The 15,693-nt window shown below is 55.7% G+C and carries 16 protein-coding genes and 1 pseudogene; 1 reads left to right on the top strand and 16 read right to left on the bottom strand.

Translation table 11 applies throughout. The features are described from left to right. Positions 1–410: 410 nt before the first annotated feature. The 5 genes and pseudogenes from dprA to P0M12_RS24580 form a co-directional block, all read right to left on the bottom strand. The gene (gene dprA, locus P0M12_RS24600) at positions 411–1,538 is read right to left on the bottom strand and encodes a DNA-processing protein DprA (RefSeq protein ID WP_277376997.1); all 1,128 of its coding nucleotides are present in this window, start codon (positions 1,536–1,538) and stop codon (positions 411–413) included. Beyond that, positions 1,535–3,043 carry a YifB family Mg chelatase-like AAA ATPase gene (locus tag P0M12_RS24595; protein WP_063316580.1) on the bottom strand — a complete coding sequence of 503 codons (1,509 nt, stop codon included), beginning with the start codon at positions 3,041–3,043 and terminating at the stop codon, positions 1,535–1,537. The genes dprA and P0M12_RS24595 overlap by 4 nt, the downstream gene beginning before the upstream one ends. Continuing rightward, complete coding sequence (locus tag P0M12_RS24590) at positions 3,043–3,399, bottom strand: YraN family protein (protein ID WP_054825518.1); 357 nt, start codon at positions 3,397–3,399, stop codon at positions 3,043–3,045. Before P0M12_RS24590 ends, P0M12_RS24595 begins: the two co-directional genes overlap by 1 nt. Before the next feature lie 369 nt (positions 3,400–3,768). After that, the gene (locus tag P0M12_RS24585) at positions 3,769–4,398 is read right to left on the bottom strand and encodes a hypothetical protein (RefSeq protein ID WP_277376995.1); all 630 of its coding nucleotides are present in this window, start codon (positions 4,396–4,398) and stop codon (positions 3,769–3,771) included. A gap of 19 nt (positions 4,399–4,417) precedes the next feature. Further along, positions 4,418–4,774 (bottom strand): annotated as a pseudogene (locus tag P0M12_RS24580) (restriction endonuclease); the annotation flags it as partial. A 229-nt stretch (positions 4,775–5,003) separates the two neighbouring features. On the opposite strand from P0M12_RS24580, the gene P0M12_RS24575 reads away from it, so the two are divergent. Further along, complete coding sequence (locus P0M12_RS24575; RefSeq protein ID WP_277376994.1) at positions 5,004–5,738, top strand: hypothetical protein; 735 nt, start codon at positions 5,004–5,006, stop codon at positions 5,736–5,738. A 658-nt stretch (positions 5,739–6,396) separates the two neighbouring features. On the opposite strand, the gene P0M12_RS24570 is transcribed toward P0M12_RS24575, so the two are convergent. From P0M12_RS24570 to P0M12_RS24520, 11 genes are all read right to left on the bottom strand, one after another. After that, positions 6,397–6,612, bottom strand: a complete 216-nt coding sequence (locus P0M12_RS24570; protein WP_277376993.1) for a hypothetical protein — start codon at positions 6,610–6,612, stop codon at positions 6,397–6,399. A 31-nt stretch (positions 6,613–6,643) separates the two neighbouring features. Continuing rightward, entirely contained in the window at positions 6,644–7,393 is a 750-nt protein-coding gene (locus tag P0M12_RS24565) for a hypothetical protein (protein WP_277376992.1), read from the bottom strand. Between the two features lie 178 nt (positions 7,394–7,571). Beyond that, entirely contained in the window at positions 7,572–7,946 is a 375-nt protein-coding gene (locus tag P0M12_RS24560; protein WP_277376990.1) for a hypothetical protein, read from the bottom strand. Next, positions 7,947–9,179, bottom strand: coding sequence for a phage protease (locus tag P0M12_RS24555; RefSeq protein ID WP_277376989.1), 1,233 nt, complete (start codon positions 9,177–9,179; stop codon positions 7,947–7,949). Positions 9,180–9,228: 49 nt separating this feature from the next. Further along, complete coding sequence (locus P0M12_RS24550) at positions 9,229–9,984, bottom strand: hypothetical protein (RefSeq protein WP_277376988.1); 756 nt, start codon at positions 9,982–9,984, stop codon at positions 9,229–9,231. Positions 9,985–10,070: 86 nt separating this feature from the next. Continuing rightward, positions 10,071–10,865: a phage minor head protein gene (locus tag P0M12_RS24545; protein ID WP_277376987.1), complete on the bottom strand. Its 795-nt coding sequence runs from the start codon at positions 10,863–10,865 to the stop codon at positions 10,071–10,073. Continuing rightward, the gene (locus tag P0M12_RS24540) at positions 10,828–12,219 is read right to left on the bottom strand and encodes a DUF935 family protein (RefSeq protein WP_277376986.1); all 1,392 of its coding nucleotides are present in this window, start codon (positions 12,217–12,219) and stop codon (positions 10,828–10,830) included. The genes P0M12_RS24545 and P0M12_RS24540 overlap by 38 nt, the downstream gene beginning before the upstream one ends. 16 nt (positions 12,220–12,235) lie before the next feature. Then, complete coding sequence (locus P0M12_RS24535) at positions 12,236–13,636, bottom strand: hypothetical protein (protein WP_277376985.1); 1,401 nt, start codon at positions 13,634–13,636, stop codon at positions 12,236–12,238. Further along, complete coding sequence (locus P0M12_RS24530; RefSeq protein ID WP_277376984.1) at positions 13,608–14,165, bottom strand: terminase small subunit; 558 nt, start codon at positions 14,163–14,165, stop codon at positions 13,608–13,610. Before P0M12_RS24530 ends, P0M12_RS24535 begins: the two co-directional genes overlap by 29 nt. 33 nt (positions 14,166–14,198) lie before the next feature. Then, positions 14,199–14,858, bottom strand: a complete 660-nt coding sequence (locus P0M12_RS24525) for a hypothetical protein (protein ID WP_277376983.1) — start codon at positions 14,856–14,858, stop codon at positions 14,199–14,201. A gap of 36 nt (positions 14,859–14,894) precedes the next feature. Continuing rightward, positions 14,895–15,488, bottom strand: a complete 594-nt coding sequence (locus P0M12_RS24520; protein ID WP_277376982.1) for a hypothetical protein — start codon at positions 15,486–15,488, stop codon at positions 14,895–14,897. Between the last annotated feature and the right edge of the window lie 205 nt (positions 15,489–15,693).

Raw genomic sequence — 15,693 nt, 5'->3', positions numbered from 1 at the left:
GAGCGTTGATGAACAAAAGAAGTTCGAAAGCCTTCACCGTTTCCGAACAGACTCAATGGTCCGAATTAGCAGCGGGTTAGCGGCATTGCCTCGACCGAACACGACCCTGAAAATTCTGCACATTCATCCCTCGGATGCCGGGTGTCAATCAATGCCCGCCGTCATCGTGATCCAGACTAATCGGACTTCCATGCACATTGACCTGAGGCTTTCCTGAGACCCGTCGAACTTGCAGGTCGGGTCGGCGAAACGCATCGAGAATTACATTGCACACAGTCGAGCAAATTCGTGAAAAATAGCCCTGACGTGCCATTTCCGATGCGCTGCGGGTATTGACGATTCACGGTCTTCGCAAACGATTAGTGAGCATCGCCACGCATGGTCTGACGGGCGCAGAAGTAGTTTACGTACTACCGCGTCCGAAACCAACCACTGGAATCAGAACTTGCAAATCCCTCCAGTTCGAGCAGAGGAAGAGTGGCACGAACTTGGGCTATGAGCAATCCCGATTCCTCGGACAACTCACGCGTACTGCGAGACCCCGTTCCCGGCAATGCTTCGTATACCAATCGAGAATTGCCTCGCAATGCGTCGATGTCCCGCGTCGCGGCTGCATCCTCCGCGGAATCACCCACGCCGAACGGACCCGAGGCTTCGACTACGTCCACGGCATTGGAAACGAGTTGCGCTTCACCTTCGCGGATCATCCGGTGACATCCGGTCGACGATGCCGAGGTAACCGGTCCGGGCACCGCCATCACGGGACGGCCTAACTTCCGAGCCCAATTGGCGGTATTGCGTGCCCCACTGCGCCAGCCCGCCTCGACCACCACCACGCCGTCCGACAATGCAGCAACCAGTCGATTCCTTGCCAGAAACCGGAACTTTGCAGGTGTTGTGCCCGGCGGATATTCACTTATCACTGCACCCGAACTCGCTATCTGTTTGAGTAGTCGCGCATGCCCTGACGGATACGCTCGATCCACGCCACAGGCCAAGACAGCCAGTGTGGTTCCACCTACGCCCAATGCAGCGCGGTGCGCGGCCCCGTCGATACCGAAGGCCGCCCCGGAAATCACGGTCCACCCGTCGACAGCCAGGTCACCGGCAATCTCTGCCGTCACGTGTTCGCCGTACGCAGTAGATGCCCGCGTGCCCACAATTCCAACCGATCTCTCGGTCAGATCAACCAAATCCCCGGACCCCAACACCCACAACACAAATGGTGCCGTCTCACCCCCGGAGGGATCGAGTCCGTCAAAGGAAAGCATTCGCCACGCCGGCCAATCGGCGCAGTTCGGTGTTACGAGTCTGCCACCCATCGCCTCCATCAGGTCGAGGTCTCGTTGGGCTGTGTCGATGTGAGCGCGGGCTCGCGTCTTCTCCTCGATCGCGGGTGGCAGATCGCCGTCGCGAACCGCCCTCGCAGTTTCATCGACCCCGAGCTCGTCGATCAACATGGACATATACGCGCTTGGGCCCTGCACGACGCGGGACAGATATGCCCAAGCGAGTAGTCGTGGATCGTGTGCAGTCATTGGAATCCCCTGTCTCGGAAGTCGAGTGCGGTGACAACTTGGTCTGGTCCGGGCATCGCCTCACCTGCCAGATCGGCGACACTCCAGGCAACCCGCAACGCTCGGTCCGCCCCACGAGCAGTGATGACACCTTTACGCAGCGCCCGTTCCACCGGCGCCAGCGCTGCACGCGAGAGTCTGAACTTCTGTCTCAACGCCGGCCCTGGTACCTCCGCGTTGGTCCGCCACCCGTACTCACTCCACCGCTGGGCTGCAGTGTCTCGAGCCGCCGCCACGCGCGCACGAACATCGCTGGTGCTTTCCCCCACTTCGTCGATCAGCGCTCCGGTTGCTACCGCCTGCATCCGGACCCTGATGTCGACTCGGTCCAACAACGGGCCAGACAATTTCCCCAGGTAACGGCGACGCGCCGCGGGTGCGCAGACGCAGTCCGCGTCTCGCGGCGGCGCGCATGGGCACGGATTCGCGGCCAGGATCAGCTGGAACCGCGCCGGGTACCGAGCAACTCCGTCCCGCCGGGCGATTCGCACTTCCCCGTCTTCGAGTGGTGTGCGTAGCGCTTCGAGCACCTTCACCCCGATCTCGGCACATTCGTCGAGAAACAGCACGCCGCGATGGGCGCGGCTGACCGCGCCAGGACGAGCCATCCCACTACCACCGCCCACCAGTGAGCTGACCGACGAACTGTGATGCGGCGCAATGAAAGGCGGCATATCGATCAACGGCCGATCCTCCGGCAACACCCCCGCCACCGAATGAATCGCCGTCACCTCCAACGACTCCCCCTCCGTCAACGGTGGAAGAATCCCCGGAAGCCTCTGCGCCAACATCGTTTTCCCGATCCCCGGCGGACCCGTCAACATCAAATGATGCGCACCCGCCGCAGCAACCTCGATCGCCCACCGAGCATCCGTCTGCCCGACAACCTCACTCAGATCCCGCGCCGTCACCACATCAGCGCGCTCGAAGACATCAGGAACGGCCAGCGCCAACTCACCACGCAACCACCCGATCACCGCGGACAGATCGTCAGCACCCAGCACTTCGATCCCCTTCACCAAGCCCGCCTCAGCCAACGCCCGAGCAGGAACCACCACAGTCCCCCATCCCGCCCGCTTCGCCGCAAGCACCGCAGGCAACACACCACGCACCGTCCGCAAACGCCCGTCGAGTGCCAACTCCCCCAAAAACACAGTCTCCCGCAACAACTTCCGCGGCAACTTCTTCGCCGCATCGAGAACCGACAACGACAAAGCCAAATCGTAAACACTGCCCACCTTCGGCAACGTCGCCGGCGACAACGCCAAAATCACCTTGCTGTCCGGCCACTCCTCACCAGAATTGGTCACCGCCGCTCGAATCCGATCACGCGACTCGTGCAACGCAGTATCAGGCAGCCCTACCAAATGCACCGCAGGCAACCCGCGCCCGATATCCGCCTCGATCTCCACTATCTGCCCGTCCACGCCACTGACCGCAACAGAATGCGCCCGCCCCAACGCCATCAGAACGCATCCACAAAATGCTCGACCGAAGGCACGCCGTCGCGGCCGATCAACACGGCCACCACATCAAAACGCACCCTCGACCACGACCGACCCGAATCAGTGAGCCAGTGCATCGCCAACACCCGAATCCGACGCTGCTTCGCGAACGTCACCGACTCCGCCGGACTCCCGTACCCGACACCCGACCGAGTCTTCACCTCCACGAACACAATCCGATCACCGGAAGTCGCAACAACATCCAACTCGCCGTACCGACAACGCCAATTCCGCTCGACAATCTCCAAACCCGCATCAATCAGGAACTCGACAGCCACATCCTCGCCCCGAGCCCCCAACGCCATATTCCTCGCCATCACAGCCCCCACCACTCACACCCCGCGCCCGCCCATACGAAACGCGTCCCAACCACCACCCTCGACCCACCACCACAAAACCAAGCCACCCAAAACCAACCTGTTCACAACTCAGAACCTGTGGACAAACTCCCCTGACACTGACACTGAGCACTGGCCTGCCTCGCGGCCACTTAACGAAGCCTGGTTCTCTTCGACGCAGGTTGTCCGCTCGGTTCCGTCAGACTTTGATCCACGCGTGTGCTTCTCTCAGCTTGATGCCGGCCTGCGAGGATCGCTCGCCACAAGTCGTTTGAAGCAGCATCCCCGCTACAGGCTTGTTCGTCAGAGTGCGGAATGATTTCAGGGACGGGCTTGAATGGAACCGTGCTAACAGAACCGAGTACGGTGTTGATCTCGCTCGGCGCCGATTGTCGATACTGGAAGATAAGGCTGTCGTTCAGGTTGAAAGCACTCGTGAATCCTGCCTCGGCCCGGATTTCGTCGAGCGAGCAGTTTGCCCCATTCCTGGCCGCGCCGAGCGTCACAGTCAGCGTGCGTTGTTTCCTCGTACGTCGTCGCGTTGAAATACATGCTTCGATACCAGTACTCGAAACCACCGGACGTGTCAGTCATATACGTCGACGGTTGGTCAGCATCGATGTCACGTGTGGCGAGAACGGTGAACTGGTCATCGGCCGGCGCTTTCCCGTCCACGTTGGCCGCTCGGTAGAGGTGAACCAGGTCGCGAAGTACGCCTGTGACATCAGCAAAGGCCGCGTGCGGGTACTTGAGCGGAGATACCAGTGTGACAGTCCTGTCGTCGGCAAGAGACTCAACCACGGCCTTCTCACACTGCTCGCGAGCCAGCTCACCTATGTAGATGATCGATCCAGCCGCATACCCTTGAGTACTCGCCACCTTGATCGCAGTTGCGCCCTCAGGAACGCCCTCGACCAGTGAGGTCCGTTCACGGATGTTGTTGCGGCTGAATGAATCTACTTGAAGTGTCGTACTCATATTCTCTTCTGAATGTACGTCAGAGTGTGAAAATGAATATCAACAAGACGATCGTACCGAAGATCAGCGCAGCGATAAGCCAGAGATCCAGCCCTGGAGCCGTCACCGCCACCTTGGGTTGCTTCAACACCGTCGCCGCGAGTGCGTTTACTGCTGTCATCTCGCCAACCGGGTCATACTTGAACAGCCCGATCCCCACTTCATCGGCATACGCGACCGCAGCTTTGCTGTAACTCGACGCCGCAAAGAAGAACAGCGCCTTCCTGGTATCAGTCCCCCGCGCCCCGTAGAGCTGCTGCATCTCAGGCCTACCCGCAGCGCCGCCCTTCCACTTCACCTGCGCCAGAGCGCGTGATGATCGAACGTCGATCCCACTATCCGCGCCCCGGTAGTTGCCACCGCATCAGGAAAGCCCCAGGACTTCATCTTGTCCGCTGCGTTCAGTTCAGCCTGGTGAGGGGTGGTGATGTACTACATCTAGTTCCATGTTCGCACACACGTTCGATTGATGCTATCCTCGCCACCGCGGCGGGACGTAGTTGAAGGGAAGCCTCTACGTCCCGCTGCCATAGTTATGTCGGAGCACACTGTTACTGTCTCGCTTTATGAGCGGATTGTCTGACTTCTTGACTGAAGGTCCTTTCTGGTGGGGTGCAGGTGCGGGCACGATCATCGCCGGAACTGTCGGCCCACTGATCACGATGAAGTCCTTGAGAAAGAGTGACGATCGCAAGGCGAAACTTGATACTTCGATCCAGACGCGCAAAGAGGAACACGAACGCGAACAGGATCAGAAGAAAGCCGATCGCGAACAGGACGACCGCAACAAGGCCATCGTCTTCGAGGCCGCGACCGACTACGCATCAACGGTTGCTGATCTACTCGTGAGCGCAATCGATGAGAAGGGCATCTTCAACATGTTCCGCGACCAGTTCTTGACCGAGGAGGGAATCATCGACCCGAACGCGATGGAGAAGTTCGCGTTCGCGGAGACGCAGCTAACGGAGATGAAACGGCTCGCATTGTCACTCACTAACATCAAGATGTTCGCCTCAAAAGAACTCATGGACGCGGCAGTACGTGTCTACTCAGCTATGCAGGCGGTTGCACAGTCCACGACGAACGCCCTCGCCAAGAAGGCGGCGATGAATGCTGCCGGTGTTGAGCTAGATAAGTTCGTCAACACCTTTCGGACGGAACGTGGTCTTCCGACGTATGACCTGCCAGATTCGGAACGAGCGCAAGGTGAGTACCTGAAGACACTCAAGGAGCAGGTCGATGTCTTCCGGGCTGAGTCGCGGAGTATGTCTTGGCAGTCGGGGCTTCGCACGGACCGATAAAGAGACCGCCCTCATCAGGCGGTCTCGCTTGTTTTGCTGCGTCGTAGCTTCTACTTCGCAGATGTGTTGGTCTTTGTGTCTGGAGCCTTCTTAGCGGCGTCCTGAGCCTCTTTGACGAGCTTCTCAGCTTCGGCCTTGGCGCCAGTGAGGGCCTTCTCGGCTTCCTTGATCTACAGGCCGGCCACCTCCTCCGCTTTCCCGATGATGGTTTTCGCTTCATCTTCGGCGTCAGACTTGATCTTGCCCGCGGCTTTCTGAGCTTCTGCCACAATGGTTTCGCTTCATCTTCGGCTGTTTCGACTGCCGAAGTCTGCTCGATTACTGTGCTTGGATCTTGTGCTGCGCCAGCTCGGATCAGTTCGTCGACGATCTTCTTGTCGCCTTCGAACGTGTCTGGTTTGTAGTCTTTGCCGTCGTGCTTGACGGCGCTGATGAGTGTTACTTTTGCCATTCCTGATTTACTCCTTTCGCCTCCAATTGGGCGTGTGTTTGTCGTTCTAAGCTGAGACCGTGCCAGTTGCCACTGATACCCAAAGGTTCCCAGCGCCAGCGACGTCACCTGCGTAGAGAGTTACCTCTTTACCTGCAGCGATAGACGTGAGGTTCGAAACTCCTGTCACTGCGATCGCAGCTGATGTGTTGCTGTTGACTAGTTTCACTACAGCGTTGTCCGCAGGTGAGGCAGGCAACCGATACCGGCATCCTGCTCATCCACGAAGAGAACAACTGAAGCGGCGGTCGGGACGTTGTACTTCGCAGCGTTCGCTCCGACAACGTAAGTCTTGGCGTTGCTACCAAGACCTGGGTTGGCAGCGGTGTCTACCACCGCGCCAACGAGTTTCTCTCCCTTGAATCCTGGTTCAATTCGCGTCATATAGACCCCTAGCTCGCAAATGCGTTCTTGATTAGGTAGTAAGCCTCAGGAAGCAAGAGCTGGTAGTTGTAGTAGTCACGAACGACGATCTCAGTCTTCGGAGGGTTGTTGATGTACTCCTTCGTGACTTCACGGCTGTTCTCGAGTTGGAACTTGTAACCACGGTTGATCTGTTTGCGGCCTGGACGATCTGTGACGTAAGCGAGCAGAACGTCACCGCTCCATGTCGCTGAATGTCGTCAGCAAGACCGTCCTTGCCGAGGTTGGCTTTCGCCTTGCCGATGAGGATCTGTTTGAAGCCGAACGGTGCGAAGACTCCGAGTAGATCCTGGTACCCAACTGGGCCTGATTTGGTCCATTTGAGGTAGTCGCGAATCTCAGGGTGGTTGATCAGCACGTTGTAGTCGTTGCGACCGAGTACGAGGGTGTTGAAGTCTACGAACAGTGCTGAGTTGACCGCTGCCGTGATGTCCTTAGCTGGGTTCGAGTGTTCGAGGTCGCTCCACTGAGACTGACCGCTGAGGGTCGTGTTGTTCGTGACGATGCTCGTGTTGGTCACCATGTCAGTCATGGCCTTCTCATCGATCAACTCCATCACCGAGAGAATGTTTTCTGTTGTGTCGCTTTCTGGTTCGAACGGATCGTCCGTCTGGTCGCAGTCGTCTTTGTAGACCGAATCAGACAGAGAGTGCTCGTTGAGCGGTTGACCTGGAACGAACTTGCGACTGAAGTTCACGCTCTTTGACTTTGAGTCACCAGTTCGGAGCGAGTTGTCCGGCATCTGAAGGTTCACTTTGCCGTACTCACCGACGAGGAAGGTTGGTTTCTTCACTTGCACTGTCGGGAACAGCTTGTTCGCTACGAAGTCTTCCTGCTGGTTGAACCATGCGTTGGCGACGCCTGTGAGCTGCGTATCGATGTAGGTTGGTTGGTTTGCCATATTAAGTTGTCAGCCTTTCTTAGATCGTTTCGTCAAATTTGAAGTACTCGGCCACCTCTCCAGATGTCGTTGTACGTACTGCTCGGCCGATCACTCGGTTGCCAGTGGTTGTTGTTGAAATCGCGAGTCCAGCACCGTTTGTAGTGATGAGCGCGTCTTTGGTGATGTTCGCGCCTGTCTTGACTTTGAACGAACCTGATCCGTTGACGAGAACGACGTCAGCTGTGCGTCCTGCCTTCGGATCGTTGTCGATCACACCGAGGATCGCGTCTGTAGCTGCTGTCGCCTGAACGACTTTGCCGTCGGCGTCAAGCTTGACCACCGTGTAGCGCTTGCCTGTGAAATCTGCTGCGGCCTCAGCACTGTAGTTCTGGCCGGGTTGGATAGCTGTCATCTATGTGTCCTCCTCTTCGTCTTTGATTCGTTGTTTCAGCTCTGCGTCTGCAGCCAGGATGTCCTTGCGCGCTTGTGAATACGGCAGAACAGATCCCTTGTCAGCAGATGCTTTGATCGCCGCTGTTGCCTGTGCGTGTAGCTCAGCAGATGCCGAGGCGGTCACCGCTTTTCCCCGATCCCCGATCTCCTTGCCGTCGATCTCGTTCTTAGGGAGGCCGGCTAGAAGTGCTTCGAGTTCCTTGCGGTCATCTCCACGTGATGCGAGTAGCTGATTCGTCCAGCAAGTCTTGTCGCCGCTCTTGATCTGACCAGCTTTGATGCTGCGATCGACGATCTCTTCAGCGTCACGCTGATCGAGTTGCTGTCGTGCTTCACGGCCAGCTTGAGCGTCAGCTTCAAGTTTCGCCAAGCGGTCGGCAGTGATTGAGACACCACCGTTGCGGCTTGCTTCGATCTTGTCCTTCTCTGCTTGTTCTGCAGCAGCCTTCGCGTCCGCTTCCGCTTGCTCAGCGGCTTCCGTGTCGGCGTCGGCGTTTGCCGCTTCGTCATCAGCCTCTTCGAGTCCGAAGTTCTTCAGCTCTTCTGCTGTGAGGTCTGCTTTGTTCTCGCTCAGGAATGTCTTCTCTTCCTCAGTAAGGTCAGCGACTTGTTTTGCTCGAATCTCCTTTAGATCCATAGGTTCTCCTTGATTATGTTTATCACCGTCACCGGCAGCGCTCGCTCTGATTGCCTTCTCAGGCTTGATGCGCGAGGCTGTGATCGGTTTCAGTTTCTTGAAAAGTGGGATGTTGGTGAGGGCAGCACCCGTCAGTACGTTGTTGACGAAGCGGTACTCCTCTTCAGGGTCTTCCCACGGCCAATCGCGTGGGTTGAACTCTGGCGAGATGTACTTCCATTCGCCACCCTTGATCGCTTCTACTGCTGCGGGCGTCCACTCGGGATCTCCGAGCAATGCCTCGCCGTCATCACTGACGTAGACATGCGAAATCCAGCCCGCAGCTTTGTCATACGATGCGTGGCCGTAGTTGAGAGGAACTTTTGGATCGTCTGCAACCAGTCCGACGCCCGCCTGTACGTTGGCTGCGAACTGTTGAAGATCCTGCTTGGTGATCTCGAAGTCACCGTGCCATGGGGTGTGCCACTCGCCCGTGCGAAGTAGCTCGATCGTCTTTGGTGCCTGACCTGTTGAATCAGCTTTGATTTTTACTAAGTTGTGGAAACCTTTTGCCATACGTCGTTAATATCAGGCAGCATGCGAAAAATGTCAAGAAAAGAGTCGACTACCGATTGTTTTGGCCGGAAGTTATTATCCAATTGCCTGTTTCAACACCATGAATATCAGTGAAAGGTTGCCACTTTGCTGATATCGTTGAAGAACTGTATCCGTCCTCAGTTACAACTTTGTCGCAACTGTATGTAACGATACCGGGGGTAGTTACATTTTCTGTGGTTACTTCACACGGAGAAACAGTTAATCCTATCTTGCTGGGATTTTCTAGTAGCTGATCGTGATTACCTATAAGCTCAGATCCATGAAAGTATCCTAGTGACATGAATTTTTTTGACTCAAGAACATTGTAGGCTTGTCGATCATCAGACCAGTCTGTTAAGTATGAATTGATCGCAAGATCTTCTGCCCTTTGATCGTCGATTTGCTGTGCTGTATTGTCTATTGACGGCTGAATGGTCTGATTGAGTAATGGTCGGCCTCCAACTTCATGTTGTTTGAGCACCTGTAGAAGGACACGCTCTGCGTTATTTTCTCGTATCCATGCACCATAAAGCATGCGAGTTTCCAGCGGTCGTGCTGAGAACTCCTCGAAGCTCAGATCGTGGAGTTCCCTAATTGATTCCTGCTGAGACGGCGACAACGTACTGAAATTCTGCGTCAGCACCACAGAGTCCGGGAAGCTCCTCGTATCGACCTCTTGAGTGACAGCGCTGCCGTTGACCGGTTCACTTCCACCCGAGTCAGAGCACCCTCCGACAAGCAAAGCCAGAGAGATTGTGACGACACCAAAGCACGATCGCTTCATCGAGCTACCTCCAGATTTTTGAAACATCCGACCCGGTATGTTATCGCGTTCTCGACGTTTTCTCTGTAGTACGTTCAATTGACATTTCAGTACTGGTAATAGACACCGCAGCGGCATCGTGGATGAGCAGCAGGCCGATCACTCCCGTTGCTGAACTTCTCCCCGATCTCGACTACTTCGCCATCCAACGGCTTGCATGCAGTGCATGCACCCTCTAGAGATTCCCACGTCTTCGTCTTCGCGCCAGTCTCCACAGCGAAGTTCTTCAGCCCCGTTTGATACGCATTCACACTCTCTGTCTGCGCGATCATCTCGGCTCGCACAGGGTTGTTCACGACAGTCTTGATGCGTTCGATGGTCCCAGCGACATCTTCTCCCCTAGCGATCGACTGCTTGATCGCTTCACGGATGAGCTTGCGATTTGTCTCTGTGACCTGACTGACGAGTGTCGCTACCTGCTCACGAGCAGCTACGAGCACTGTTTGAGACAACGACGAAACGCCGATGTAGATCCCCGAAGCCAGTTCGCCGGCCTGCGCTCCCGTAGTGGTGAGCATAATGATCGCATCGATAACGGCCTTCGTCAGATCGAACTCTTCGGCCCTCCACAAGTCGTCGTCTTTGTTGGCGAGTGGGCTGGCAGCAGCCTTGACGGGTTCAGGAACGAGGGACCAATCAACGTACTGTGGCGCTCTCTGAGCTAGGCCAGCGAGATATTCGGCCACGGCTTGCTCCAGCTCCGCTTCGTGCAATAGAAGCGCTTTGAACGTCTCAGGATGAGCCTTGTAGCTGGGTTGCCAGTCTTCACTTGCTCGGATCGATTGCGTCAGCTCACGGCGAGCACTAAGCAGCGCTGTTCTGTTCGTATCCTGTTGTGCCATATAAGTTCTCAGTTAGAAATTGCTTCACGTCCCGAGCATGGGCAAGAACAGCAGAGGCTTCGAGCTTCTTGGGCTCTGCATCGTCATCCTTGATGGCTGTCTTATCGGGCTGCTCTGGCTCGACCTTGGACTCCGGCTTTACCTGTTCCCGCGGCTGATCTTTGATGTCTTCCGGCATGTCAGGGAAGCGCAGCACCTTGCGGACGTGCTCCTCATCCTGATCGGTTGGAGTGAGTAGCTTCGAGCTGGTCATCTTCGCCACTGCCTCGGTAAGTTCCTGTACGTTCTCTTGACCGATCTGGCCGACCTTCCACTTCGGGTAGTCGGTGACGTTGAAGTTCATGTCGACGATGGCCTTGACCACCTTGTCGTTGATTCGAGCAGCTATCTGTGAAGCGATGGCCTGGTCTTGAAGCTCAAGTAGCCGGCGTTGATCAGTCGATGCAGAGTACGAGCCGCTTGATCCAGCTGAACCAATGTCGATGTATTGCACCGCCATGTTCTTGAGTATCTGGCGATCGTGGTGGGAGATTGATTCCTTCGGATCAGCAGTTGTGTTTGCCTTCATATCAAGGAATGTGATCTTCCAGTCGGATGGATGCTCGATGTATGACTGCTCGTTGGCACGGATGTTCTGTGCAGCTCGTACCGCGTTTGCACGGTCTTCCTTGGATGCAGTAGCTGGATACTCAATGTCCACAACACCAAGAGCTTGACGCTCATGTTTGACCGCATCGATTTGGTAGAAGGTCTTCTTGTAGTACCAGTTCTGGTAGGCCGAACGCAGGATCGAGACACCCTGCCAGTTGTCGCCCTCTTGTTGGTGAGTGAGGACTAGGAGCTTGTCGTCGGGGATTGAAACCGCAGTGCCATCGGCTTTTCGCTGCACGATCCCTGGAGTGCCGTCCTCTTGCGTCCACTTCTCGATCGTCGTCTGCTTGCGGTAGGCGATCTTCACCAACACCACGCGATCCACGCCGTTGACGTTCGCCCAGTCAAAGACGAGTTCGAACACCGAGAAACCGAAGTCGAGCATGGTCAGAGCCTCAGTAAGGATCGCTTTCCAGTTGAGCATCTGATTGAAGTTGTAGTCGATGAGTTCAGCGGCGGCAGTATCCTGCTCGTCCTCTCCCCCAGATTCAACGCTCCACTCAGCAGCAACGATCGGCATCTTCACCGCCATCAACCCCGCATGAACAGTGGCGTCACCACGGCGCATCTCTTCGATCGTTCGCATCAAAGCACGGCCACGAAGCTCCGGTCGATACTCGTCACCAGTAATGATGCCGTTCAAGATCTGAACGCCAGAGTCCCCGAGTTCTAGTGGATTCTTCTTGGAAGTGCCTTTTGCCATCTACCTTCAATGTAAATCAGAACGATGAGCCGAACAAGCCCGAAGTGATTGGGACACTTACGTTTCCGTCACCATCTCCATGGCTTGGGAACGCTTGGACCGGACGCAACGCAACGTAAAGTGCCATGATCACGGCGTCGAGAAGATCCGGGCTTGATCCCAGTCGTTTCTTGATCTTGTCCTTGCTCTCGACCTTCAAAACCTTGTCGGTGATCTCGAAGTTGTGGATCATCGCTTCCTTCTGCAGCTCCCTGACGTATGGGCACCCGCTGTAGTGCTTGATGATTCCCAACTCCACGCCACGGGCGTAGAGGTAGATCATCTGAGAGCGGAGGTTGTCGAAGTTGACGGGCATGGAATCTAGAGCACTGAGCCTCACGTTTGGATCTGACTTAGCACCGCTCATGTACTCATAGACGTGATAGCCCTGCTTAGCGAGCGCATCCACCACGCCAACACCTAGACCCACCGCATCGACTGCCATGTTGTTGAGTCCGTACTCGAACTCAACCGTGTCTTCCACCAGCATGTCTGCCTGGACTGAGGTGTCGATCTGTTCTGTCTTGTCCTTGGTAATCAAGATGTCGGCGATCGTCGTACCGTAGACGAGCGCCCTCACCGATCGATCAGTTCCGCTGCGGGCAACGTCGTAGCCGGCCACGCGTAGATCCGTCGCTTCAAGCTTGTCAGTGAGTGATGCAGCCCAATGTCGGGACTTGAACAGCGAGGTCGATTCATCGCTGAAATTCCAGTTGTTCATCATGTAGCGCTGAACCCACCAGTCGGGGTTTGTCATCAGGGCTGCGATGTCACGCGCTGACAACCAGCTGTCGGAAAGGTCGAACTCGATCACCCGGATGTTCGCCGGGAGCGTCCCGGCCTTCCAGCGGTCGTAGTACCGCTCCTTCGCCCATCCGTCGTTCGGGTTCATCGTCACAATGGAGATCGAGGGCTGACCAGCCTCGTTGCGACGCCCTTTACGTGAGGTCGCCTGGATGAACATCTCGTACTCAAGTTCGTCGGCCTCATCGATGTGGTTGCCGCTGGCGTTGATTCCCTTGATCTTCTTGCCGCCGCGGTCCTTGGTTGGATCAGCTTCGACAAACACGATCACCGACTTGTTCGGAAAGGTGATGGTCTTCGCCTGCTGGTTGTAGGTGAAGTCTTCGTTCTCGACCAGACCCATCTTGTCAGCCATCTCTAGATACGACGGGATGATGGTTTTGATTGCAGTGCTTATGTTTTGACGGAAGACAGGCCAGTAGGTCTTGGGGAACTGGAGCGCGATCGAGATGTCGATGTGTGCTGCTACGTCTGTCTTGCCAGATCCCACTACGCCGAGAAGAACCAACGTGTCGACCGTTGGATCATTGACCGCTTGGACGGCCTCAATCTGTTTCGGTTTGAGCTGGAGCATCCTCAGGATCTCGTGGAGCGATAGTGCTCATGTAGACAGCAGGTGCTTCGAAGCGCTTTCCGCCAGAGGTGTGGTCGTAATCATGCCTGTCTCGCCAACCATCGTTGTTCTTCAACCAGAAGATCCCCGCCGCAGCAGGGGTCTCACCCTTCATCAAGCGACGCTCGACATCAGCCGCGATTCGACGCTTCGCCCCTTTTACAGTGGAGGAAAACGTCGCGCCAGACTCGTCAACATCCTCAGCTTTGAGGTCGTGCATCCCGGACTCGTAGTCGTTCAGGACATCTCGTGTCGTTTCGAGGGCATAGGCCAGCCCGTTCACCGTGTACGGCTCGCGATCAGTGAAGTACTGCTCTTGCTCGACGTACTGAGTGCCGTCAACGCGTTTGACGAAGATCGATCGGGTCGAGAGGTGCGAGTCACAGTTACCGAAATAAGCCTCGATCTTCTGAGACAATTCTTCTACCGACTTGAACTTGAGTGGTCGTCCACCCTTGTTCTTTTCTTCTTGAGGGGTTTGTTCTTCCATATGAGACTAGTTTATGACAAATGGTGAATTAAGTCACGACTTCTCAATAGGTGTCTCTAGTGCGCGACCCATCTTCTCAATCTCTTTTATATGCGCGCCCATGCGCCTTCGATAGCGCCATTCCTGTGCGGTTTCCTTGGGATACCGAATCTCAGACCATAGCCACGCAGAGCGCGGCCACTCCCGCACCCTGACAGGTCTATCGCTGCCGAGAGCAAGCTCCCACTTCACGGCGAGCGCATCACGAAATGTCACAGAATACTCGTTTGCCCCACTGTACGGCCGGTTGAAATTGAGATCTTTATACTCACCTGCACGAACACGCCCATTTTCGAAATCATCCTGGGAACGCCCTGACATTGAAAGGTCAAGCCAGACATTGTAGGCCTTGTTCACTTTTTCCTTAGATACCGGGCCTACACCCGGCCCTAGTACCCAGTCTTTAAACTTCTTGCGTTTCAGGTGAAAAGACACGTCAAATATTGATTCATCGGAATCGTTGTACACAACAAGCCAGCACTTGTCTTTATCGCTCGTGTTTCGGTCCAGACGAATATGACGCGCCTGAGCGTGATCTTCGCGAACCTTGTTAGCGATGAAGAAGATCACGGCTCCGGAAAATGAGAAGCTCGTGACGATCGCACCGAACCATGCTGCGACCGTGCCCCAGATTTCTACCGGAAAGATAACCATTCCAACCAATCAGATCAAACGTGCAGTAGTGATGCATCAGGAGTATTGAGGACAGAGAAGCTTTATGGTTGACTCGTAGAATTCGGAGTTTGACAAGGAAGTTTCGCCCGCATCCTTCGCTGCCTGTCTTTGCGTCTCAATCATCTGGGACGCCGTCATCCCAGCCTTCTCAAGTGCCGTGCAGTTAGCTACTCCACCGATCGCCGACAACGCAGGATATTCATTAGTCAGCCTCTCCTCGGCTGCTAGGTAACCGATATAGTCGACCCCCTCCAAGCCTGGTGAGTTCTGTCTAGACGTCGCAGCCTGTGCGCTCTTCTCGTCACGGACGTCCTTGGAGTCCTCGTATACCAGATCTTGGTTCTCGCACGAGTACTTGGAAAACGCCGCCAGGCCGCCACCAGGCATGGCTTGCAACATGACATCGACTGATACGTCGGACGGTGGCTGTTGAACCATCCGTCCATAGCTCGGCGGTATACCGTAATCATTTGCAAGCGCTTCGGACCGACTCGACAACTCAGCTGCCTGCGCCTGCCACTCCGCGAGTGAAAGATTCTGACCGGTATAAACGGCGCAGTCTTCGCTTGACTTTGCAGAATCACCGGAACCCGATTCGCCGCTCTCCACATCGGAGCAACCACCTACGATTGAAGCTCCAATTACGCACGCCAGCACCACTCCGCTTAACCGATTACCCACAGATCTCTCCATCACTAGACCGAAGAAAGATGGTCTCACATTTGGATGAGGGTGTCTGTCGTTCGATCGTATGACACTAGTAGTACAACTTAACCCGACTAATCCCTCGCGCAAGTCGAGGTGCTGGGTTAGG

Source organism: Rhodococcus sp. RCBS9 (genome assembly GCF_029457415.1).
Classification (GTDB): Bacteria; Actinomycetota; Actinomycetes; order Mycobacteriales; family Mycobacteriaceae; genus Rhodococcus_F; species Rhodococcus_F qingshengii.
Note: the sequence above shows the minus strand (reverse complement) of the source record. Positions and strands in the feature narration are given on the sequence as shown.

Excerpts from the sequence above, each read along its gene's own strand:
- dprA (WP_277376997.1), bottom strand. The coding sequence starts at position 1,538 with ATGACTGCACACGATCCACGACTACTCGCTTGGGCATATCTGTCCCGC.
- P0M12_RS24595 (WP_063316580.1), bottom strand. The coding sequence starts at position 3,043 with ATGGCGTTGGGGCGGGCGCATTCTGTTGCGGTCAGTGGCGTGGACGGG.
- P0M12_RS24590 (WP_054825518.1), bottom strand. The coding sequence starts at position 3,399 with ATGGCGAGGAATATGGCGTTGGGGGCTCGGGGCGAGGATGTGGCTGTC.
- P0M12_RS24585 (WP_277376995.1), bottom strand. The coding sequence starts at position 4,398 with ATGAGTACGACACTTCAAGTAGATTCATTCAGCCGCAACAACATCCGT.
- P0M12_RS24575 (WP_277376994.1), top strand. The coding sequence starts at position 5,004 with ATGAGCGGATTGTCTGACTTCTTGACTGAAGGTCCTTTCTGGTGGGGT.
- P0M12_RS24570 (WP_277376993.1), bottom strand. The coding sequence starts at position 6,612 with ATGACGCGAATTGAACCAGGATTCAAGGGAGAGAAACTCGTTGGCGCG.
- P0M12_RS24565 (WP_277376992.1), bottom strand. The coding sequence starts at position 7,393 with ATGCCGGACAACTCGCTCCGAACTGGTGACTCAAAGTCAAAGAGCGTG.
- P0M12_RS24560 (WP_277376990.1), bottom strand. The coding sequence starts at position 7,946 with ATGACAGCTATCCAACCCGGCCAGAACTACAGTGCTGAGGCCGCAGCA.
- P0M12_RS24555 (WP_277376989.1), bottom strand. The coding sequence starts at position 9,179 with ATGGCAAAAGGTTTCCACAACTTAGTAAAAATCAAAGCTGATTCAACA.
- P0M12_RS24550 (WP_277376988.1), bottom strand. The coding sequence starts at position 9,984 with ATGAAGCGATCGTGCTTTGGTGTCGTCACAATCTCTCTGGCTTTGCTT.
- P0M12_RS24545 (WP_277376987.1), bottom strand. The coding sequence starts at position 10,865 with ATGGCACAACAGGATACGAACAGAACAGCGCTGCTTAGTGCTCGCCGT.
- P0M12_RS24540 (WP_277376986.1), bottom strand. The coding sequence starts at position 12,219 with ATGGCAAAAGGCACTTCCAAGAAGAATCCACTAGAACTCGGGGACTCT.
- P0M12_RS24535 (WP_277376985.1), bottom strand. The coding sequence starts at position 13,636 with ATGCTCCAGCTCAAACCGAAACAGATTGAGGCCGTCCAAGCGGTCAAT.
- P0M12_RS24530 (WP_277376984.1), bottom strand. The coding sequence starts at position 14,165 with ATGGAAGAACAAACCCCTCAAGAAGAAAAGAACAAGGGTGGACGACCA.
- P0M12_RS24525 (WP_277376983.1), bottom strand. The coding sequence starts at position 14,858 with ATGGTTATCTTTCCGGTAGAAATCTGGGGCACGGTCGCAGCATGGTTC.